The organism is Deltaproteobacteria bacterium (genome assembly GCA_016874735.1).
Taxonomy (GTDB): Bacteria; Bdellovibrionota_B; Oligoflexia; order Oligoflexales; family CAIYRB01; genus CAIYRB01.
Window position 1 is genome coordinate 29,221 of the sequence record VGTI01000015.1, and the last position, 20,645, is coordinate 49,865.

Here is a 20,645-nt window from a genome sequence, read left to right on the forward strand (position 1 = left end):
TATACGTTCATTTCGGATTGGTGTAAACCCTATCGCTGAGATAAATTGCAGCGTCCATCTGAAACAAAGGATTTTTTTGTGGAACAAAAAGCATGGAGCGGACGCTTTAAAACATCGACACACAGCGCCGTCGAAGCGTTCACAGCGTCGATTAAAACTGACATCCGCCTGTGGCGCCACGATATCGAAGCGTCCAAAGCTCATGCGCACATGCTCGGATCAGTGGGCATCATCAGTCGGGATGAGGCAACGGCCATCATCAGTGGCCTTGACGCTATCGGCGAGGATTTTGCTGCGGGTAAGGTCACACTGAGCGACACACTTGAAGATATCCACATGCATATCGAGTCAGCACTCATCGAGCGCCTCGGCGACACCGGTCGCAAATTACATACGGCGCGCAGCCGCAACGATCAGGTTGCCACCAGTCTACGTCTGTGGACCCGTGACGCCATCGACACTTTGGTGACGGGACTACTAAACTTGCAACGCTCCCTCGTGGATGCCGCACAGCGCGCCGGTGATACCGTGATACCCGGGTACACCCATTTGCAACGAGCACAGCCGGTGCTGGCAGCCCATTACTACCTAGCCCACGTGGAACGCTTTGAGCGCGATATTCAGAGACTAAGAGACGCCAGGCAGCGCGTCAATCAGCTGCCTCTCGGTGCCGCAGCATTGGCTGGCACCTCCCTCCCCATCGATAGACATGAAGTTTGCAGGGCGCTCGGCTTTGACGCCATCTGCCGTAATTCGCTAGATGCCGTATCGGATCGCGATTTTGTGGCCGAATCGCTCTTTGCAATGAGCCTAGTCTCCACGCACCTCAGCGGTATCGCCGAGGAGTGGATCTTATGGAGCAGCCAGGAATATGCGTTTTTGAACCTGCCTGATGAACTTTGCACCGGCTCTTCCATCATGCCCCACAAGAAGAATCCAGACGTGCTCGAATTGATCCGCGGCCGCACTGGCCGCGTCATCGGTTCGCTACAAAATTTACTTGTGCTCCTAAAGGGACTGCCGCTTGCTTACAATCGTGACCTACAAGAGGACAAGGCTGCCCTATTTGATGCCTACGACACCGTTCTGGCAAGCACCGAACTCATGACGCTCATGACAGAAGGATCAACGTTGCGCCGCGCCGCGATTGAGGCCGGACTGGACCATGGGTTTCTCGATGCGACGACGCTGATGGAGGCGCTGATTGAAATTGGCTGTCCCATGCGTTCAGCGCACGCCATGGTCGGCCAACTGGTCCGTACCGCGGAGGAGCAAGGCTTAACGTTAGCCACGCTACCAGAGGATACCCTCAAGGCGGCCCATCCGCAGCTTATCGCGATAGCTGCTAGAAAACTTGGCATTAAAAATACTCTAGCTTCATTTCGTAGCGTCGGATCCACGGCACCACAGATGGTCGCCAGTGAGATCAAGCGCTGGATAAATCACCTTGAGCAAGCAGGGAATCAGTTACATTCGTCTTTAACGGAGTCCAAATCATGACAAAACCACATGTAGTCCTCGCCTACTCGGGCGGCCTTGACACCACCGTCATTCTCCATTGGCTAGCCGCGCGTGGCTTTGAAGTTACGGCCTTCCTCGCTGATGTCGGTCAACGGACGGAGGATTTGGATTTGATCGCAGCGCGCGCCCAAAAGGGCGGCGCCGCGCGATTTATTAGTAAGAATATGCGCGATGAATTCTTGCATGATTTTTTCCTGCCATGCCTGCACGGACACGCCCAGTACGAGGGGCGCTATCTCCTCGGCACGTCGATTGCCCGGCCACTCATTGCCAAGGCGCAGGTTGAGACGGCGCGCGCCTGCGGTGCGCAGCTGCTCGCCCACGGTGCCACTGGTAAGGGCAACGACCAGGTGCGCTTTGAGTTAACCTATCAGGCTTTAGCACCCGAGCTAAGTATCCTGCCGGTGTGGCGCGATCCTGCGTTTATCAAGGCTTTTGGCGAGGGCAGGAAAAGCATGCTCGCCTATGCCGCCGACCACCGTTTGGAGGTCAAAGCCAGTGCAGCCAAACCTTGGTCATCTGATGACAATCTGCTGCACATTTCCTACGAGGCTGGGATTCTCGAGGACCCATGGCTAGGGGCGCCAACCGCACTTTTTGAACGCATGGTCCATCCAACTAAGGCCCCTGATCATGTTGAACGCTTCATCATCAAATGGCAAAACGGTGTCCCAGTGGCCGTGGCCAGCGCCGTACCTGATGCCCCCGCTGGAGATCTTGGCGTACTCAGCTACGAACCAGGGGCCATCCTAAGCGAAGGGTTCGCCGCTGTGTTTGATTATGTTGACTTAGCCGCGGCGCGCAACGGAGTGGGATCGTTAGGTTTGGTCGAGTCGCGCTACGTCGGTATGAAATCACGCGGTGAATATCACGCTCCCGGTCACTCCGTACTCTTAGCCGCGCACCGGGATATCGAGGCACTTTGTCTCCCCGGCAGCCTCATTTTGGATAAAGAACGCCGCGCCACTGATTTTGCGACTTCGGTATACAACGGCTACTGGTACGACGCTGCCACCGAAGCGCATCGGACTTATCTACAGGCCACACAGTCCACAGTGACGGGCGAAACGCGGGTCGCTCTCTATAAAGGTAACGTGATCATCGAGGGGCGTCGCTCTCCCCTAGCCCTCTATGACGCTGCCATCGCCACGATGGACGGCGAGGGCAATTACCGGCAGGAGGACGCCACTGGCTTTATCCGCCTACATGGCTTGCCACTCCGCGTGAGACGCCAAGTTCAAGGTCGCTAAGCTAAACTTAGCGACGCTGTGTTAGTAGCAGTTCAGTTTATGGACGGCGCCGCCGCTGGGGCCGTCCAGCGTTACCGTTGCTTGCTTGGCGCCGCTGCTAATGCGCTGAATCTCAACATGCGCATTGCCACCACCCACTTCGTCGCAGATCCATGCAAGCTGCGAGCTCGGATCGGGATAGTCACCACGCCGGCAGGCGAAGCCTTTGCCTGGGAACGAGGCGCCCTGCAGGAGGCCCTTGCCTTCGTATATCCGGAACGACATGATATCTGCGTCAATACCGCAAATCGCATCAAATTCGTGGGGAGCGCCGGTCAACATCGCGCCTTGGGATGTGGCTTGACCGCAGGCCTGTGCCAGCACCAGCAAAGCACCAATTTGTAGAGTTTTAAGCATGATTGACTCCTTCTTGCGACCTAGGCCGCAGCTCGGGTTGGACCGGGTTTGGTCCAAGCGGGGGGCTTCTCCTTCTCACCTCCAAGGTCTTGCGTCAAGGGCCTTGAGCCTAAATCTGCTATTGTGGTAAGCGAGTCCAGGCATCAGACTGCCGCACGAAGGAACCGACCACTATGCGCACGAGAGAACTCCTGTCCCAATTCACCTGGGAAGCTCCCGCTAAGACCTCGCTACTTCTCACGCGAGCAGGTTTTGACCATGGCTTCTACGGGACCAGTGACACAGCGCCAGAGTGTCACCACGTGCGCCAGGTCCACGGCACCAAAATTGTACCGACTGCACCAGACAGCACGAGCGCCAAAGCACCTCACAGAATTGAAGCGGACGCCCTGTACACCTTTGAGCGTGACAGCTTTATCGCCGTCAAGACGGCTGACTGCATCCCCGTTCTCCTTGCCATTCCTGGGCAAATGGTCGCTGGGATCCACGCTGGATGGCGCGGTCTGACGCGCGGCATCATCATGAACGCGGTCGATAAGTTGGTGGAATCCGGTCAGGACGTGAGCCGCATGATCGCGGTTGTGGGACCGACTATTTCGCGGGAACGCTTTGAGGTAGGTGCGGAGGTGGTAGATGCCCTCCTAACCCCGGCCTCCGGGCTCAGTATGGAACAGGCCGCGTTTACGCTGTCCAAGGGCAGTACCGATAGGTGGCACTTGGACTTGCAGGTGGCGGCCGCTCTCGCACTCAGCAATGCCGGGATCCCCGCCGGAAATATCGGCGTGATCCAAGCCTGCACTTATGCCCGCACCGACTGGCATAGTTTCCGCCGCGACGCTAAGGGCGCTGGGGTCAATTGGAGCTGGATAAAACTCGGCTAAACGCTCAAGACGCGTTGGTCATTAGATACCTGAGCAGCCCCTCGATGCCGAGCAAGTAGGAATTGATGCCGAAGCCTTGCACGACGCCGACTGCCAGTCGCGCAGTGTAAGAGTGATGTCTAAAAGTCTCGCGAGCCGCCGTGTTCGATAGGTGGACTTCGACGAAAGGCAGCTGCAAGCCGGCCAAGCGATCAGCCAGGGCTAAAGACGTATGCGTCCATGCCCCAGGATTAATCACGGCTCCGGCCCAGGCGCCGTCTAATAATGCTAGGTATTCGGATTCGACATTGGTTTGCGCAAAGACCAGCTCAGCCCTTGCCGCAAATTCACGACTGGCAATGGCCTCTAGGTCCTGCAACGTGGCGTGTCCATAAATACCGGGCTCGCGACGACCGAGTAAGTCTAGATTGACGCCACTGGCCACTAATATACGCGGCCGAAGATCTACGGAGTTCGGGTTGGCCCTGGATTTAGACTTGGTTTTTCTCATTGCAGCCGACTCAGTAGATCATTGAAGTAACGCATCTGCTTATTGATGATTTCGACGGTCTCAATCACATCGACTAATCCTGGATCTAGAGTCAGATCCGCATCTTTCTGCTCTTTATCAAGTTTTATTAGCTCGGATACTTTGGTACGCAAGGCATCATTGCCGGGAGTCTGACGCAGTAGACGTCGGTAAATCTCAAGAGCTTTACTGTAATGATGCTGGCGCACATAAATCTCGGCCAGTGTTGTCGAATCGAGCTCAATACCGCCGCCAGTCTCACGAGATCCTGCAGAATCACCCGGGCGAAATATCTCGCTGAGCGGCACGACATGGAATCCCGCAATAGCTGGATCCTCAGTAACTTCGCTCGGATCAAAAAAGGCCGACGTCGCCCGGGTGACCACGGGTTCATCGCTAAGTGACGGCAACGAGGGTGCTGTGTCGATCTCTTGAAACACAGCTTTACCCGATGTCGGCAGCGTGATGTCGATGCCGCGTTCACTAAAGTCTTTGAGTAGTGCTGTCTGAGCGGCAGCCAGTCCATTTAGCTCCACCTGCTCCGCTAAGCGCTTACTGTCACTATCGTGCATCTGGTGCAGCTTCAGATGCTGAATCGTGGCCTTGACGACGGCATCCTCACCCATCAATACCGCCAACTTAAGCCGTAACTTCTGCGCCAAGACGTTGTCGCGTAGCGGCTCCGGCGAGGCTTCGAGCGTCTGCCACGCCTCCGTGACCATGCCCTTACCAAGAAGCTCACGCACCAGAATCACGCGTGCCACGGTGAACCGCGGATGCTGATTGACCCCCTGTGTCAATAACTCCAAGCTCTCGTCAATAAGTCGATGAGCGCGCAAGATGTCGGCGACGGGCAAAAATCCCCGCCCAGTCGGATCATCACGAAAACGCCTGATGGTCTCTCGCTCGGTACGCGACAGAGGCAGTGAGTTTAGAAGTGGGGTCCAGATATCGGTCATCGAGGATCGTGTCCCTAGATACGATGTTAAGGCACTGTTATTGAGATTGTAACAAATCCACCACTCTTCACGGCACCTGCTTGCACACCAGTTGTCACGGAACCCTCCGCGCAGTTGGGCCATATCTCGTAGGTCATGATGCCGCAGGAGTCCGAACACCACTCTGAAGGAGGGGTTACAACGCCCGCGTAGCGCACAGGGTTAACCTCATTGTTGGCATTTTTAAACTCGCCGGCGGTCTTACTGAATGCCATGTCTCCATATACTATTGGGTCAAAACCCACAGCTCCAACGGGCACTGTCGGCACAGCATTGACCTGCGGCTCCGTGGGTATGGTAGCCGCACCACCCGCTCCGCCAGCGGCTGCATCTGCATTCTCGCCGCGCTTTTGGTTGAAGTTCGTGGTTGGGCGCTGCGAAACCCGGTACCGAATTGTGAGAGGCGCCGTCAATGGATCGCCTGGATTTTTACAGGCCAAAGTAAACGCAGGCGGTGTCAGAGCTTCCAGCTGGAATTCGGCTGCCGCTACACGCGCTCCACTACAACTGAGACTACAACTCCCAGACGGCGCATTTTCTGGCTTGGCCGAGCACGCAACAAGATTCACCAAGCTCACAAAGAGCAGGCCATGCCGTCGAAGGCTACTCATTGGTGTTCGCTCCCAGGTTAGCATTACCGTTTGCATTGCCCGCAAAATTGCCACCACCGTTGTTAGCAGGTGCGTTGTTAGCAGGTGCGTTGTTAGCAGGTGCGTTGTTAGCAGGTGCGTTGTTAGCAGGTGCGTTGTTGGCTGGCGCATTGTTGACCGGTGCGTTGTTGGCCGGTGCCGGGGCTGCAAATTCTTGGGAAGCAGGTGTGTTTACAGTGGCATCCAGTGATGGAGGTGACTCAAAACTCTTGGCGGTGGTGATAACCGTAGGTGTCACCATGACCATCAGCTCGCGCCGCTCTTCATTAGAGTCCGAACTTCTAAATAGGGCACCTATGATTGGTAGTTTAGATAGTATCGGTATGCCGGTATTATTCTTGGTCCGTTCGTTATTGTAGATGCCGCCGATCACCGCTGTTTCTCCACTGCGGCGCATCATCTTTGTTGTTACCTGCCGATTTAATTTGGCACCACGGCTATTTTCCGGAACCTTAGGCAAGGTCGGCGTGTCGCTCCTGATATCTAGATCCATCTGTACGGCGCCATCAGCTGTGATATGCGGTGTCACTTTAACTGTGAGGTTGTACTCAACTTTGCTGTCTTCGGGATTGGGCGGAGGTGCACCAATGCCGCCCCCCTGAGGGATAAAATAATCCGTGGTACCTGCGACGATAGTCGCTTTTTCATTGTCGCCGACAATAAGGCTACTTGACTGGAGTACCTCGGCCGTATTTTGCGTTTCTTGCGCACTGAGCGCTAAATCGAGCGCTGTGGAATTGTTGGCGCTGCCGAAAAAGAAATTGGAGGTCCCGGTTTTTTGCGCATTACCGCCGGCATCGATACTGAATTTAGAGAGCATGGACTGCGGGAATACCAAGTTACCAAAGCCAAGCCCACGCCCCTGATCAAAATTCAGCGGCATGCCCCAACTTATACCAAAGCTCCTGGCGCTACCCTTTTTCAGTTCAACGATGCGGGTTGCAATGCGGACTTGTGGCGTCTCAAGATCAAGCCGCTCGAGTAGGGCCTTCACCGTCGAGAGGTCTCCAGCCGGAGCATTGACGATCACGGAGTTGGTACGCTTGTCTGCTTGCACCTTTATCCTTCCATCACCTTCACCCGACGCCTTCAAAATCTCTCCCAACACCTTTACGACGTTTTCGGCCTCTGCGAACGACAAGCGGTGCACGAGTATGCGCGTCGGGACTAATTTAAGTTCCTTCTTACGCCTGACATCTTCTTGCTCTCTCTCATCCGCAATACTCTTTATGTTATCGATGCGGTAGAGATTCGGACCCAGGGAAACCACAGTGAGTTGATTAGCCGAAAGTACCGCATTGAGAATATCGTTAAACGGAACATTTTTTACGTGCAATGTTATGATCTTGTTTTCGACAGTGGGACTTATGACGAAGTTGACCTTACTCTCTCTACCTAATTGCCCGATCACCGAGTGAAGCGGCGCGCCGTCGAAATCAAAACTCCTGGCCACGCCGCCGAGGCTCACGCCCTCTGGCAGCGCCTGGGCGCTCCTGCCCTCAGTCTCTTCGCCTGCTAAATCGGGTGCGCCTTGCAGCGGTGGCTCTGGAGCGACCGGCGTTTGAATCTGCGGCGCCGGAGCTACAGGAGCAGCGGCCGCTGGGGCCGCTGGGTTACCCAGTAGTTCGTCGGCGGCACCGTTGGGAGCCGCAGCGTTGCCTCCGAGGTTTACGGGAGGCGCACCTTGGGTCAAATTGCCAGTGGCGGCATTGGCTGGAACATTTACGGGAGCATTTGCTCCATTAGCTGGCGCATTGGCGGCGGCTGGATTAGCTAAATTGCCCTCAATATTTGCAGCGTTGGCATTAGTAATATTTTGGGTAGCAGCATTGGCTGCCGCGGCATTGTTAGCGGCGCCGTTTTGTAATGCGGCCTTGGCTGCAGCGTTAGCATTGATATTAGCATTGGGACCGACATTGTTTGCCGGACCAGCAGCAGCTGCTGCTGCATTAGCCCCGCCTACATCATCCTGAGCAACGCCGACTAAAGTCATGCTGTCTAATACGACTAGCCCATCATCGGGTTCGGTGGCAGGAAGGCGCACATCAAACTTATCGATCATCTCAGAGCTATTACCTTTACCGTCGTCAAAATCCTCTAATTTGCTGTCGTCGTTCTCCGTACCGCTGCCATTAGCCGGTGGAGCCGCAGGCGACGGAACTACTTGAGACGGCGGCGTCGTCATTGGCACTGGCGCACGACCGGCAGGCATCATCATGGGCTGAGCCGGGGGTACGACCATGCCTGATGGTGGTAACGCCGGTGATAATCCCGGTGGCACTGCCATTGGCATTGGCATCGACTGGGGCATCATCATAGGAGTGAAGGGCACACCCTGGGGCTGGATCGCGGGTGCAACAGATGGGCGGTTCATGACTGGTTGGGCAACGGGCTGTGTCGTTGACGGCACTACCGGACTTGCAATGACGGGGGTGGCCAGCGTCGGTGTAGCTAGCGCGGGGGCCGCGGGAAGCGGAGCGCTTGCAGGTATCACCTCGGTACCAGCGCTGGGTGGTGTGTCATTAAAAACGGCAGCACCGGGATCATTAATGAAAGGCTTTGGTACACCAAAGGACGGCAATTGATCACTACCGCGCACAAGGTCTGGCATAAGATTAGCTGCTGCAAGTAGCTGCGCTTCGCCAACCGGCGCCTCACCAATAGCGTTATTGCCAAAATAGCGATCAGGCAGGGCGAATGTCAGCATGACATTACCGGACTTAGTAAACAATCTTGGTTTTACCGCATCCCGCATCGTTAAAACGACGTCAACGTGGTCGTCAGTTTGGCGGAGACGAATAAAAGCGACCGGGGATTTGAATTCGCGAGCATCGATATCACGACGAATTTTATGGCGCATTTGAGCGCCGAGAAAGCGGACGACGAGTTCCGGCTGACCGGCTTTGTTGACCTCTTGAAAGAATTTAAATGGAGGCTTACCCATGGTTACCATCTCAACCCGGACAACAGCATCTTTCTCTAGGTAGTCGTAGCCGACCCAATGCAAACGCGGCTTATCGGCAGCAACAACTGCACTAATTGGCTGTACGGTCGGGGTAGTAGTTGACTGAGACCCGGGCAGTTCGTTGTTTGGTTGATCGGGCACCAAGCCCACGGACGTTGTATTAGCGTTTGCAAGCGTTGTGGCCGTATTCTGCGAGCCGAGGGTTTGATTCGTTTCTAATCCCTGCACTTCTCCGACAATGTTGCCAGGGGTATTAACAGCGTTTGGTATGGGATTAGCAGGAATCAAATTCCCACTTTGACCTAGATTACCGTCAGCCGGTGGTGCGCCTGTATCAGTCGTATCGGCGACATCGTCAAAATCAGCTTCCTCATTGCCAGTACTGTTGGCGTTCAGCTGATTCTCGGATGCCATTATTTCGTCGCCGCCATCTTCATCCGGCGTCTCAGAATCCGAAGCGCACGAATAAAATGACACTGCTGCGAGAAGCGGCGGCCACACTAAAGCGTAGCGTTTGCTCATTGATCACCTCCGACTTCTGCATCTTCAGGTTCTGGCATCTTATTTTGCTGTATTATTTTCGGACCTAAGTTTTTACCGACCTCTTGAGATCGTTCCTTCATTTCCTTCTCTGCGGCTTCCTTGAACTTGTTGGGATTTGCCGCTTCCTCGGCCTCGCGCTTTTCTTTTTCCTCTTTAGCCTTACGATCTCTTTCCAAGACCTGATCAAAAGTTTCTTCGGCATTCTTGTCGATAATCTTGGTTTCCTTCTGCCCTGGATCGAAGACTTGTTTCTCCACTTTTTTAGGTGGCTTACCACCCAGATATATGCTGGTGGGTTTGTAATGTTTTTTACCGTCGTGCAACAACACAAACTCTTCAACGATTACTCTATCTGGGCCAATGCTAACGACTTTGCCCCCCCGGTTACCCATTTGTGTGCCCTTAGTGACTACGACACCCTCTTCAGCAATGCCATTAGCGCCTTCCTTAGCTGACGGAGCCATCACGAGAGCCTTACGCACCCCTGAGGATCCCTGCCAAATCCCGACAACCTTGAGCTTTGTCAGCTCATGCTTTTGCAAATTATTGACGATTGCTATTTCAAGGGAATCGATATCTCTTCTGGTTTTCTTTCCGGTACCTAACGCATGGAGTGACTTAGAACTACCGTCCTCATTGAGGGTCATAGGTGGTACAAATGGGTCATCTTTGCCGTACGAGACGTATTGAAAATCTATCGAGGGCTCCGTGATCTCCTCAATATTAAGATCTTTAGTGATATCAACTCCTACGACTGATTTTGCACTACTAACTTTTGCTGCATCAGAGGATTTTTTCGGCGGGGATTTGAACGTCTTTTTAGCAGATTTTGTACTCTCAGCGAGTATGGGATGAGAGTGATTTAGCGCGGCAAAAATCATGATGACCGCCACTAACCTGATGACAAATTTTGTATTCATACCAGACAAGAACTTACGTCTCCCCCGCCATCAATTAACAGACCTAAAAGCGCCCAACGCTACTTTGTCTACTGCACGGTACGGCACCTGGATGGCTGCATCTTCGTTATTTTGTGAGTTCTTTCTATTGCGTTTATTACCTTCCGTTCTGCTCTCATTAGGGGCAGCGCCATCCCCAGTAGTTGGCTGGTTCACTACTTCATCACCGCCCATAGACCGATAAACGGCCATAGTCACCTTAGCCCTGACCATGAGATTCTCGCGTGCCTGAATCGCTTTTTTGTATTTGGAGAGATTTTGTTGTTCAGCCGCGTCAGTGGGTGTGGCACCATTCAGGGTCTCCGCTATCTTCATAGCGTCCCGCGTACTCATTCTTCTGATGTCGATACCCTTGACGAAGACGGTTCCATCTAAATGGATCAGACCGTTTAAAAAATCCGTGACCTTAGCAAATACTCCGTCGACCACTACACTTATAGGTAACTCCACGTAGGGATAGGGATCCTGCTTTCTCACCTCATCCTGCGGCAAAAACTCCCGAATCACGACATCAGCACCATTGGCTATAGTGGCGATTTTCTCAAGAATATCCTCTATTTTATACTGATCCGGTAGCTTTCTCTTAGCCTTTGCCAGCTGCTCCTGAGTGGTCTGAAAATCTTTCTCAAGCTTTGGCAGGTTGGCATGTTTATTACTCGCCTCACGAAATTTATTGCGTGCCTCATCTACCTTCTGCTCTAACTCAGACACGGACTCCTCTAAAATCGCACCCTCATCAAAGTAGATATAAGCCGCCGGCAAAATTCCAATTACAGTCACGGCCAGAAGGCGACCCCATAGGGGCAAGATTTTGTAGCGCTCGCGTAGTTCGTTAAGGGCTGACATCGATAGCTCTCTTTAAAAGGACCTCTTTTTGCGACTTAAGCCGGTATCCGTATTTCTAATGACGACATCTTCCATAGGAGGGGGTATTTCAAAAAAGGACTGGAGAGGATTAGCCTTTTCTGGAGCGAAATTCTCGGCCCGCTCAACTATCCGACCGAGGATTTTGAATTCCGGGTAGATACTAAGCTCATCAAAGTCGGAGTCAGCCGCAATAGGTGTTTTAGCGCTTTTGAGAACGATATTTTCAAAACTGATTTTAGTCCGCGGGTCGACCGACTTTTCGTCTTGATTCTGTGTTGATCTCATTCCAGACATATATTCAGCAGTAAGAATATTATCAAAGGCCTGACCTTCAACTGCATAGCTGCTATTGTCGTTATCGCTATCGCTGGATTTTTCGACCTGCCCGCGCAGGTCTAAGTCGGTCTTACCCGCACTCCCGAGGGAGATATGTGTGAGCCACAGGCCTGAGGGTTTAAAGTTTTGGAGATGCTCCAGAGCTATGACTAGCTTATATTTACCAAGTTTAGAGACTGTAATAGTTTGCAGCGCTCGAATTTTGGACTCGAGTTGGGCTATGTCGGAGCCTAGATTTTTGAATCGCTCTAGGTCAGGAGTAAGCTTATTAGTCGCCTCAACCTTACTCTGATGCTCTGTCGTCAGCGCGTCGATCTTTTCGCGGATTGTATCGTGGTAGTTATTAACGGCGATAAAGGCGCCAATGCCCACGGCAATCAGCACCAAGATATCGGGTATGTACCAATATTCGTTATCAAGTTCATCGACCGGACAAAGGTTGACCTTAATCATATTAGGCTTGGTCCCCCATAGAGCGGAGTCCAAGTCCTATAGTTACTCCGTAAACAGCTCCCTGATTGAGCAGTTGCTCCATCTTAAACTTTTTGGCATCGATATTGATTTGCTGAAATGGATTAATAATCTGAACAGGTACATGCATAGCCGCTGCAATCGCCGCATCCAATCCTAGAATGCGCGATCCGCCACCGGTCAAAAATACGCTGGAAACTACAGCACCACCCCCTGCCCCTTGGACGAAGTAATCAATGGCAACTTGCACGTCTGCCACCAGGTGATCGTTAAGCTCAGCGATCGCCTTGCCTGCTTCGGGCGGTAGATTGCCACTCCCTGAAGATGCCGCAATTTTGAGCGCCTCAGCGTTTTCGCGGTCAACACCGAGAGCCTCGGCGATGCGACGCGTATACTCTTCGCCGCCCATAGGTACGTCGCCTGTATATACGTACTCTCCCCCTTGCATCAGCAAGACCTGCGAGGCCGATGCACCAATCTTCAAAATGGCGGACAGTCCGTCGATCTTACCGTAGTTGTGTTCAAACATATTAGCGATACTGAACGCATCACATTCGACCACGCCAGCGCGCATGCCAATTCTATGCAAGATGGTGATGTACTGTTCTACCGTCTCACGCCTTGCACCAACCACGAGCACCGACTGGGCGTTACCGTCTTTAGCCTTGCCGAGGACAAAGAAGTCTAGATAGATATCAGACATATCCGCCTGGAACTGCTGCTCAGCCTCGAAATAAACTTGCTCGGCGAGTTCGCTGCCCTCTTTGGCTTCGATCTCCAGGCGTTTGATCAGCACTGCACTACCACTGACACAGAACGACGCCCGCCGGCCCCGCGGTCTAATTTTCAATTTACGCAGTAATTCTTTGAGCTTTTGCTCGACGATCAAATTGTCTTGTACCACGCCGTCAACTACGGCGCCGAGGGGCAAGGTTTCAAGCCCAAGAGTCGTGAGTTTTTTTTGTTTACCACCGGCTAGCTCGGCTACCTTAATGGCAGACGATCCAACGTCAATGGCGATGAGAGGGCGCTTGAACATGCTGCTACCGACAAATTTTTGTTTGCTGATTTAAGGGCGGAGGCGCAGTACTTCTGCTTGAAAATCGGAAAGTATCGTGTAGGCACAACTGACAGCGAGGCAGTGGGAAGTAGTCTCCCACTACCATTGTTTCATTGCCACCAGACTGGCGTCAACGTTCGTACAGTTTTGGTGGCGGGAATTTGACGATCTGCGTCAAGACGACTAGCGTTTGTCCTTTAGAAACTTAGCCAAGTCTGCGGCAAATCCACCGCCGGTAGGCGTACTTGGAGCTGCAGGTTCCGCGCCCTTAGCAAAGAGGGCATCAAGCTTGGAGCGGGCCGTGTCAGTCGCGGCCTTGCCCACTGAGGCACCGGGGCTAAAGTAGCTGCAAAAGTTGGAGCGATCTTTCTCCTTGACCCACTCGGCCTGCTCCTCACGACAGGCGCGGGAGGCACCCGGATCGTAAAACTTACAGTTCAGGCATACCCTGGCATCGCGCCGGCAGCCCGGACACTCGGAACTACGCGCCACCGGGGGGGAGAGCTCCCAGCTGTGCTGACAGTGATGACATCGCAGGACCAACACCCGACTTAAAACCCCAGCAATTTCACTTGGCAACGGCACAAGAATCAGGCTAAAAAAAGCTCCAATAGTCATGCTCATTTGGCGTATAGTTAGCAGACACGGGGGCCCGGTGCAAGGCGCACATTGCCCCCCCGAGACACTTGGACATTTGGAGGGACACCGCCGTGATCTACAACTCGATTCTTGAGACCATTGGCCGGACCCCACTCGTCAAGCTCAACCGTGTCGGGGCTAGTTTGCAATGTAACCTGTACGCCAAGTGCGAGTTTTTTAACCCAGGTGGTTCGATCAAAGATCGGATCGGCTACCAAATGGTTGCGGACGCTGAACGCACCGGCCGCATCAAACCAGGCGACACCCTGATCGAACCCACGAGCGGCAACACGGGGATCGGCATAGCCATTGCCGGCGCTATCAGGGGCTACCGTATCATCATCACCATGCCGGAAAAGATGAGCCGCGAGAAGCAAGTGATTCTCGAAGCGCTCGGCGCGGAAATCATCCGTACCCCGACCGACGCGGCTTGGGACTCCCCCCTCAGTCACATTGGGGTGGCTAAGCGTCTGCAGAAGGAACTACCGAACGCCCACATCCTCGATCAATACTCAAACCCGTCCAACCCTAACGCTCACTATTACGGCACCGGCGTCGAAATTTTGGCTGACATGAACGACAAGATCGACATGATCGTCATGAGTGCGGGCACCGGTGGCACCATCACTGGCGTGGCCAAGAGGATCAAGGAGCGGTTACCCAACTGTAAAGTGGTGGGTGTTGACCCTGTGGGCTCGATCCTGGCAGGTCCGGGTCCTATCTGTTCCTATAAGGTCGAGGGGATAGGATATGACTTCATACCCGATGTACTTGATCGGAGCCTAGTCGACACCTGGGTCAAGACTGCAGATCGGGAGTCGTTCCAGATGGCGCGACGCCTCATTGCCGAGGAGGGACTCCTCTGCGGTGGATCATGCGGCGCCGTGATGTACGCTGCACTCAAAGAGGCTAAGTCACTCGCCAAGGGGCAAAACTGCGTCGTCATACTACCTGATGGCGTGCGCAATTATATGACCAAATTCATCGACGACAAGTGGATGCGGGACAACCGCTTCACTGGTGTCAGCGCCATCGAGGGGCAGGTGGGACTGCTACTCAAATCCAAGCCGAACGTCATCAGCATGGTCCATACCGACACGGTGCGCGAGGCGATTGGATTGATGAAGGAGCGTGGTATTTCACAAATACCTGTAACCCACGCCGGTAGCATTATTGGGATGGTGAAAGAGGGCGACCTACTAAGCTATCTGGCCAGCGGTGAAATCGGCTCCGACACCATCCTCGGCGATGTGATGGACCGCAACGTACCGACGGTTGAGGAGTCTACTCCGGTCAGCGCGCTGCAAGAGATTCTCATGTACGCACCTTGTGCTGTGGTGATCGACGACAAGCGCCACCCACTGCACATTTTGACCAAGATTGATTTGGTAGATTGGCTAGTTAAGCATCCTGGTGCCAATAACTAGCTAGTGCTCAGGTAGCTTTAGCCTCGACGCGTCGCAGGGCATGCCGCCACAGCTGTTGCTGGGCGGTAATGTAGTCTTGATTGATGCGGCGCATCCGGACGGCTAACTCCTCGGCGCAGGCACGGTAAAAGCGCACCGAAACCTCGGGCGCCGCACTTTCCAACCAGACATGAAATCGCGTCGCATCCAGAGAGAACAGATCACAGGCCGTCTCGGCAATGACAGTAGCCGACCTTGGTGCATTATCTATCAGACTAAGCTCGCCAAAATTGGCTCCCTCTTCGAGCATAGCGAGCCGACTCATCGTGGTTGAGCCAGATTCGTTGCGGTAAATCGACACCCGTCCTGAAATAATCACGTAGAGGCCTCGCGTCGGCTCGCCTTCGATAATGACGTGAGCGTGAGGCTTGACCTGAATGATTTCACCAATGCTTGATATGGCCGTCAAATCGTCGTTGGTAAAGCGGGCAAATATACGAATCACCGAGAGATTAACCGGTGGTAGCGTACTCATGCCGCTACTCCCGTCATGTTATCGAGCTGATGATGCTCAACTGTCTCAGCGTGATCGATATCGGCCTCGGTACCAAATACCAGGTCATTGAGTGTGAGGAGGTTGATCGCGCCACTCTTAGCCAGGGCACGGATACGGCCTGTCAGTTTCATCTCGACAAAACGGTAATTCTGCTCGGCGCCAGTAAAGTTCTCCAGATCCTCAGTCCAGCTTGACGCCAGTTCCGTCGGAGCCTTGCTGAGGAGCAGCTCGCGTATATGCTCAGGAGCACTTGATAGGAACGTAAGTAAGTCTTCACGCTCCAGCCCAAGCACAATCTCGAGCAAGTGGCCGTCTTTAAGGTATGGCATCAGTTCAACAGTAACCAACTTGAGCTTGATGGCACGAGCAGCCTCGGTATTGGTGCGCATCAGATTCTGCATGAGTGATCTCTGCTCATCGAGCGAGGCTTTGTCCATCAGGTCAAAGAGAATCTCCGAAGACCTCAGGTTTTCCACATCGAATTCAGGGCGCGCGCTGACTTTACGTTGTAGGGCCACGGCGATATTGGCCAAGAATTCCTTGGGAATTGGCTCACCGCGGCAAAGCTCCTGCATCAGATCAATCTTAGGCTGGCCGGTATACATCTCAAAAACCGCACGTCGACGCTTGGGATCAAGCTGCGTCATGACGATGGCTTGCACTTTGGGTTTCTCATCGATGATCAAATTGTAAATCTGTACGGCATCGAGCTGCTGCAAGAACTCAAACCGCTCGACAGCCTTACGGGTAAGCACCCGGATTTCATTGGCTGTAACCCGCGTCTTCAAAGCTGTGAGCAGGCGGAATTCCTGCTCAGGTGTGAATTCAAAAGTCGACTTGTGATAAAACTCGCTAAGCTCGTAGAGCTCCCGCTGTAAGTTCGGGTCAGCCAAGAGCTCGAATACGACCAACTGTCCAAACAGATGCACATATTTGGCAGTAGCCTCGATGCCGTCCTCACTTAACAGTCGCGAAAAAGTCTCTTTTGCAAGGCGCGGGTGCTCGACAAAAATTTTGTTTAATTCAGCACGCAGATCCTCATTCTTAAGACGCAGAGCAATGTCTTTGCGACCAGCATCATCCGTATCCTCGGTGGCATGGCTCACCTGGAGCGAATCGTTGGCAGGCTTTTCCGCCTGCCCCACGGCTCGCAGTGATTTGCCCTGCGCCTCATACATCATGAGATTCGCATCACGGTTAGCACGTGCATAACGCATGAGGACAAATAGGATCATCCCAACGAGCAGCATAAACCCGGCCAGGTAGGACATCCATTGCCAGACGGGAACCGCGCGGAATTTATCCTCCGCATTTAAAGTCGCAAGCCGGTCGCTAGTTTGTTTGTCGATCTCGGACTTTGAGGACGACGAGTCTTTGCTGAGCAACTTTTGATCCGATTGTGACTGGAATTTGGCGCTGGACTCTTCTTTAGAAATCTCACGCATCGTCGAGTTATTGGTGTTTTGCTGCGTTGTGGCACTATCGTTCCGCGAGCTTGTGTGCGTGCTGTTGGTGTTACTGCTGGAGCTAGAGTTAGAGGATTGCGACGTCGAGCTATTGGTGAGCGTCGTGACGATCTCTTTGGTTCCAGCAAGCTCTCGGAAGATTTTTAAGGTTTGGCGCAGTTTTTCCAAACCATAGGGATCGCCACCGTCTTTCTTGTCACGTTCTTGCTGGCGTGCGTAGGAGTCCGGGAAGGGTGCCACGTCGATATTCAGGTGCACGGGCTTAGCAAATTTGGTTTTGGCTTCGATCAGGTTGGTGATACGCGCACGATGCTTTGCGGGCAAGCTTTCATTCATGGCCACTTCAATGTCGATACTAGAGACGAGCAGGATGGCATCACTGCTGCGATCACGTACCAACTCCTCGACTTGATGGACCGATGCTTCGTCTGGGGTGACCAGTTTGCCGTCTACGGTCACATGCGACAGTACACAGTCCTCCGGGCAATAGAGGTCAAGAACCTTACTGACAGCCTCGGTCATACGACGTTCAAGATCGCTCCGGAGCTGTTCCTCTTTAGCTGCGGATTGACCAAACTGCGGGATAGTAACAGGGCGCCAAACGATATCTACCGGCACACCAAGATCCTGCACATTAGTATGCAAGATTTTCATGAGCCGATCGCGGTTCACACTACTGACGCGGTCATCGACCTGCACTCCGGCCGTAACGCGGCTAACGTTGATGATACGAGCGGGAGGTGTACCTTCGACTCCTTCGAATCCTATATCATCAGATTCGATCATGTCCTCGTCGATGATCACATTAACGTCGACGATTGCACAGGCCTCTTTGCAGTATTGAGACAGCAGTGGGGCTAAACGATTTTTTACGTTCTGCACCATCTCTTGTTTGACACGATCGATGCTTGCTGCCTGAGCAAAAAGCACGGAACTCGCGAGGCTAAAAACAAGGACCAGCGCCGCTTTGATGCACGCTTGCTGTCCTAATTTTTGCCGCCCGTTATAGTACACGGATGTCTCCTGAAAGGCTTTACCCTCATCTGAGACATCGGCATCTAAATCTGGAACTTAACGGGAAAAATTTGCCTACTTGGCGACAGCTTTCTGAACGACCTTCTCAAAATCAGCTAGGTCGTGACTTTTTACGCGACGACCACCGATATAGATGGCTGGAGTACCAGTGACACCCAATCTGTCACCCTCTGCTTTAGACTTGGCCACTCGTGCACGAGCTGCCGGACTCTGCAAGCAGCTAGCGAACTTAGACTCGTCTAGCTTCAGGGTCTTAGCTAGGTTGGTAGCAGCCTCGCTGCTGGCAAGATCTTGTTGTTTCTCAAACGCCAGATCATGGAATTCCCAAAACTTCCCCTGCTCCCCAGCGCAATAAGCGCCTTGGGCTATGAGCTCCGACGACGCTCCTTTAATGGGATAGTCCATAAAAACCAGCTTAACTTTATCGGGATGCTTTTTAACCAACTCGTCGAGCGTTGGCGCGACCATCTTACAGTGGGGGCACTGGTAGTCAGCAAACTCTACGACCGTCACTTTTGCTTTGGCACTGCCTCGAACAGGCAGATCCTTCGTATCCACCTGGACTAAGGGAGCGTCTGGTTCTTTGATCAATAGTACAAGCTTGCCATCAGTTTTAAGTTTGGTTAGCAGCGCCTCGCGCTTTTCCCGCAGTCCCTGCTCACGAAGTAGACCTTTAATCTCACCGGCAACTTTATCGAAGGTGTAGCCAGGCGGGATGCGGCTCTTGTTTTGTTCAAACCACTCGGTCGCCTGTTTGTCGGTAGGCTCTGGTACGGCAAGCAAGGTGGCTTCCAGCTCGGCTTTAGTTTTGCCTGCTTTTTTGGCCTCTTCCGTCAAATACACATTGAGTGCTGCCTGCTGTAGCAATGCTGCTCGCTTCGCATACTCCTCTGTCTCGATATCAAACAGGCTCTGCTGATCTGCCGTCGCAAGATCGCTCGCCTTGTATACTTTGGCACCGTATTTAAAAACTTGTGCCTGGGCCGCAACGGGCCTTACTGCCGCACCAGCAGTAACTAGGACAGTGAGTAGGCCAAATCTCGTAATCATCTGATGATTTATCCGACCGCTCATGCACGACTCCGACTAATTTAGAGGCTAGGTGTCTTTTTTTCTTGGTGCACCGTACCGGGTACAGCTGCCGACAGGAGGGCAAGCTCGGCATCCGTGAACGTCATGAATTCGAAGCGACGGTTCTCAAAAACTTCGCGACGGATCGCCCAGCCACCGTTGTCGTTACGCTCCCAGTAGAGAGCCTTACGGCCAATCGACGTGAAGCGCTGGTCCCCATGAAAGTCTTGGTTGAAAAAGGCCACTGCATATTTGGGGTGGGTGACCACGCGTAGGTTGTCAAAGGAGACTTTCATATTCCGGTAGCTATCGAAAACGCGACGCTTAAAGTCGGCATAACCGGCGAGATCCATCTTACCGAAACGGAAGTCTGTCCGGTAAAATTTGACGTAGTCGTCAATCTTGCGGTCTGCCCAAGCCTGCATCCACCCCCGCGTCAGTTTCTCAACGGTCTGGAGGTCTTCGGACTTGTTGACATCGTTAACGTCCTTGGCGATCACCACCACGCCCTGATAGCCCTTGAGCCAATTAGCCAGACTAGAGATGTCAGCATTGTAGAAAGCAACGCAACCCTCTGTCACTTTGGCCTCATCAACGCGCCCGTCGTGCTCGACGCCATGCAACCAGATGCCGTGGCCTGTCTTACCCGAGGCACGATCGATCGGATTTGGAAAATCTATGGGGATAGCCTTACGCCCATATTTGATCGGTAGTTTTTCGTCTACGATGTGACTTTGAGCAAAGTAGATACCCTCAGGAGTACGGTTATCACCCTCTTGCTGCTTGTCACCCTCGGCCTTACCTATGGCAATGCGAAACCTCTTGAGCAACGACGACGACTGGGGATCTTGAGGCCAAGTCTTGAGCTCTGCCTGCAGCGCCTTTTTGTCGACAGTCAAAATGATCATGTCAGTGTGGCGCCCCACCGTCGGGCTAGCCGCGACTTGAGTCGTTTGCGGCGGCTGAGGCGGCTCGGCATTTGCCGCCGCAGGGGACATAAGTTCTGTCATTAAAAAGGCACCGCTGGCGATAACCAGACGCATTGCCAAGTGCGAGCTAACTGTCAT

At 53.3% G+C, this 20,645-nt stretch carries 18 protein-coding genes; 4 read left to right on the forward strand and 14 right to left on the reverse strand.

Translation table 11 applies throughout. From position 1 onward, the window contains the following. Positions 1-78: 78 nt before the first annotated feature. Together argH and FJ146_08875 are read left to right on the forward strand one after the other, a co-directional pair. Positions 79-1,500, forward strand: a complete 1,422-nt coding sequence (gene argH / locus FJ146_08870; GenBank protein MBM4252069.1) for an argininosuccinate lyase — start codon at positions 79-81, stop codon at positions 1,498-1,500. Next, the gene (locus FJ146_08875; protein ID MBM4252070.1) at positions 1,497-2,771 is read left to right on the forward strand and encodes an argininosuccinate synthase; all 1,275 of its coding nucleotides are present in this window, start codon (positions 1,497-1,499) and stop codon (positions 2,769-2,771) included. The genes argH and FJ146_08875 overlap by 4 nt, the downstream gene beginning before the upstream one ends. 21 nt (positions 2,772-2,792) lie before the next feature. Here the strand turns inward: FJ146_08875 and FJ146_08880 are convergent, their stop codons facing one another. Continuing rightward, positions 2,793-3,167 carry a hypothetical protein gene (locus FJ146_08880; protein ID MBM4252071.1) on the reverse strand — a complete coding sequence of 125 codons (375 nt, stop codon included), beginning with the start codon at positions 3,165-3,167 and terminating at the stop codon, positions 2,793-2,795. Positions 3,168-3,340: 173 nt separating this feature from the next. On the opposite strand from FJ146_08880, the gene FJ146_08885 reads away from it, so the two are divergent. After that, a complete protein-coding gene (locus tag FJ146_08885) occupies positions 3,341-4,048 on the forward strand; it encodes a polyphenol oxidase family protein (GenBank protein MBM4252072.1) in 708 nt (235 codons plus the stop codon). A gap of 4 nt (positions 4,049-4,052) precedes the next feature. Here the strand turns inward: FJ146_08885 and FJ146_08890 are convergent, their stop codons facing one another. The 9 genes from FJ146_08890 to FJ146_08930 form a co-directional block, all read right to left on the reverse strand. Next, the gene (locus FJ146_08890; GenBank protein ID MBM4252073.1) at positions 4,053-4,538 is read right to left on the reverse strand and encodes a 3-dehydroquinate dehydratase; all 486 of its coding nucleotides are present in this window, start codon (positions 4,536-4,538) and stop codon (positions 4,053-4,055) included. Beyond that, the gene (locus tag FJ146_08895; protein ID MBM4252074.1) at positions 4,535-5,515 is read right to left on the reverse strand and encodes a hypothetical protein; all 981 of its coding nucleotides are present in this window, start codon (positions 5,513-5,515) and stop codon (positions 4,535-4,537) included. Before FJ146_08895 ends, FJ146_08890 begins: the two co-directional genes overlap by 4 nt. Positions 5,516-5,541: 26 nt before the next feature. Continuing rightward, a complete protein-coding gene (locus tag FJ146_08900; protein ID MBM4252075.1) occupies positions 5,542-6,165 on the reverse strand; it encodes a hypothetical protein in 624 nt (207 codons plus the stop codon). Further along, positions 6,158-9,691: a hypothetical protein gene (locus FJ146_08905; protein ID MBM4252076.1), complete on the reverse strand. Its 3,534-nt coding sequence runs from the start codon at positions 9,689-9,691 to the stop codon at positions 6,158-6,160. The genes FJ146_08900 and FJ146_08905 overlap by 8 nt, the downstream gene beginning before the upstream one ends. Beyond that, the gene (locus FJ146_08910; protein ID MBM4252077.1) at positions 9,688-10,641 is read right to left on the reverse strand and encodes a pilus assembly protein PilP; all 954 of its coding nucleotides are present in this window, start codon (positions 10,639-10,641) and stop codon (positions 9,688-9,690) included. The genes FJ146_08905 and FJ146_08910 overlap by 4 nt, the downstream gene beginning before the upstream one ends. Positions 10,642-10,662: 21 nt before the next feature. Then, entirely contained in the window at positions 10,663-11,517 is an 855-nt protein-coding gene (locus tag FJ146_08915) for a hypothetical protein (protein ID MBM4252078.1), read from the reverse strand. A 12-nt stretch (positions 11,518-11,529) separates the two neighbouring features. Beyond that, complete coding sequence (locus FJ146_08920; protein MBM4252079.1) at positions 11,530-12,327, reverse strand: hypothetical protein; 798 nt, start codon at positions 12,325-12,327, stop codon at positions 11,530-11,532. A 1-nt stretch (position 12,328) separates the two neighbouring features. Continuing rightward, a complete protein-coding gene (pilM, locus tag FJ146_08925; GenBank protein MBM4252080.1) occupies positions 12,329-13,384 on the reverse strand; it encodes a type IV pilus assembly protein PilM in 1,056 nt (351 codons plus the stop codon). Positions 13,385-13,588: 204 nt separating this feature from the next. Continuing rightward, positions 13,589-13,897, reverse strand: coding sequence for a hypothetical protein (locus FJ146_08930; protein MBM4252081.1), 309 nt, complete (start codon positions 13,895-13,897; stop codon positions 13,589-13,591). Positions 13,898-14,115: 218 nt separating this feature from the next. On the opposite strand from FJ146_08930, the gene FJ146_08935 reads away from it, so the two are divergent. After that, positions 14,116-15,471: a cystathionine beta-synthase gene (locus FJ146_08935; GenBank protein MBM4252082.1), complete on the forward strand. Its 1,356-nt coding sequence runs from the start codon at positions 14,116-14,118 to the stop codon at positions 15,469-15,471. Between the two features lie 7 nt (positions 15,472-15,478). Here FJ146_08935 and FJ146_08940 read toward each other — a convergent pair whose 3' ends face one another. The 4 genes from FJ146_08940 to FJ146_08955 all read right to left on the reverse strand — a co-directional run bounded on the left by FJ146_08940 (position 15,479) and on the right by FJ146_08955 (position 20,645). Further along, a complete protein-coding gene (locus FJ146_08940; GenBank protein MBM4252083.1) occupies positions 15,479-15,985 on the reverse strand; it encodes a cyclic nucleotide-binding domain-containing protein in 507 nt (168 codons plus the stop codon). Next, positions 15,982-18,486 carry a hypothetical protein gene (locus FJ146_08945; protein ID MBM4252084.1) on the reverse strand — a complete coding sequence of 835 codons (2,505 nt, stop codon included), beginning with the start codon at positions 18,484-18,486 and terminating at the stop codon, positions 15,982-15,984. The genes FJ146_08940 and FJ146_08945 overlap by 4 nt, the downstream gene beginning before the upstream one ends. 75 nt (positions 18,487-18,561) lie before the next feature. Next, entirely contained in the window at positions 18,562-19,581 is a 1,020-nt protein-coding gene (locus FJ146_08950; protein ID MBM4252085.1) for a hypothetical protein, read from the reverse strand. Between the two features lie 17 nt (positions 19,582-19,598). After that, complete coding sequence (locus tag FJ146_08955; protein ID MBM4252086.1) at positions 19,599-20,645, reverse strand: hypothetical protein; 1,047 nt, start codon at positions 20,643-20,645, stop codon at positions 19,599-19,601.

Excerpts from the sequence above, each read along its gene's own strand:
- FJ146_08875 (MBM4252070.1), top strand. The coding sequence starts at position 1,497 with ATGACAAAACCACATGTAGTCCTCGCCTACTCGGGCGGCCTTGACACC.
- FJ146_08880 (MBM4252071.1), bottom strand. The coding sequence starts at position 3,167 with ATGCTTAAAACTCTACAAATTGGTGCTTTGCTGGTGCTGGCACAGGCC.
- FJ146_08885 (MBM4252072.1), top strand. The coding sequence starts at position 3,341 with ATGCGCACGAGAGAACTCCTGTCCCAATTCACCTGGGAAGCTCCCGCT.
- FJ146_08890 (MBM4252073.1), bottom strand. The coding sequence starts at position 4,538 with ATGAGAAAAACCAAGTCTAAATCCAGGGCCAACCCGAACTCCGTAGAT.
- FJ146_08895 (MBM4252074.1), bottom strand. The coding sequence starts at position 5,515 with ATGACCGATATCTGGACCCCACTTCTAAACTCACTGCCTCTGTCGCGT.
- FJ146_08900 (MBM4252075.1), bottom strand. The coding sequence starts at position 6,165 with ATGAGTAGCCTTCGACGGCATGGCCTGCTCTTTGTGAGCTTGGTGAAT.
- FJ146_08905 (MBM4252076.1), bottom strand. The coding sequence starts at position 9,691 with ATGAGCAAACGCTACGCTTTAGTGTGGCCGCCGCTTCTCGCAGCAGTG.
- FJ146_08915 (MBM4252078.1), bottom strand. The coding sequence starts at position 11,517 with ATGTCAGCCCTTAACGAACTACGCGAGCGCTACAAAATCTTGCCCCTA.
- FJ146_08920 (MBM4252079.1), bottom strand. The coding sequence starts at position 12,327 with ATGATTAAGGTCAACCTTTGTCCGGTCGATGAACTTGATAACGAATAT.
- pilM (MBM4252080.1), bottom strand. The coding sequence starts at position 13,384 with ATGTTCAAGCGCCCTCTCATCGCCATTGACGTTGGATCGTCTGCCATT.
- FJ146_08940 (MBM4252083.1), bottom strand. The coding sequence starts at position 15,985 with ATGAGTACGCTACCACCGGTTAATCTCTCGGTGATTCGTATATTTGCC.
- FJ146_08950 (MBM4252085.1), bottom strand. The coding sequence starts at position 19,581 with ATGAGCGGTCGGATAAATCATCAGATGATTACGAGATTTGGCCTACTC.
- FJ146_08955 (MBM4252086.1), bottom strand. The coding sequence starts at position 20,645 with ATGACAGTTAGCTCGCACTTGGCAATGCGTCTGGTTATCGCCAGCGGT.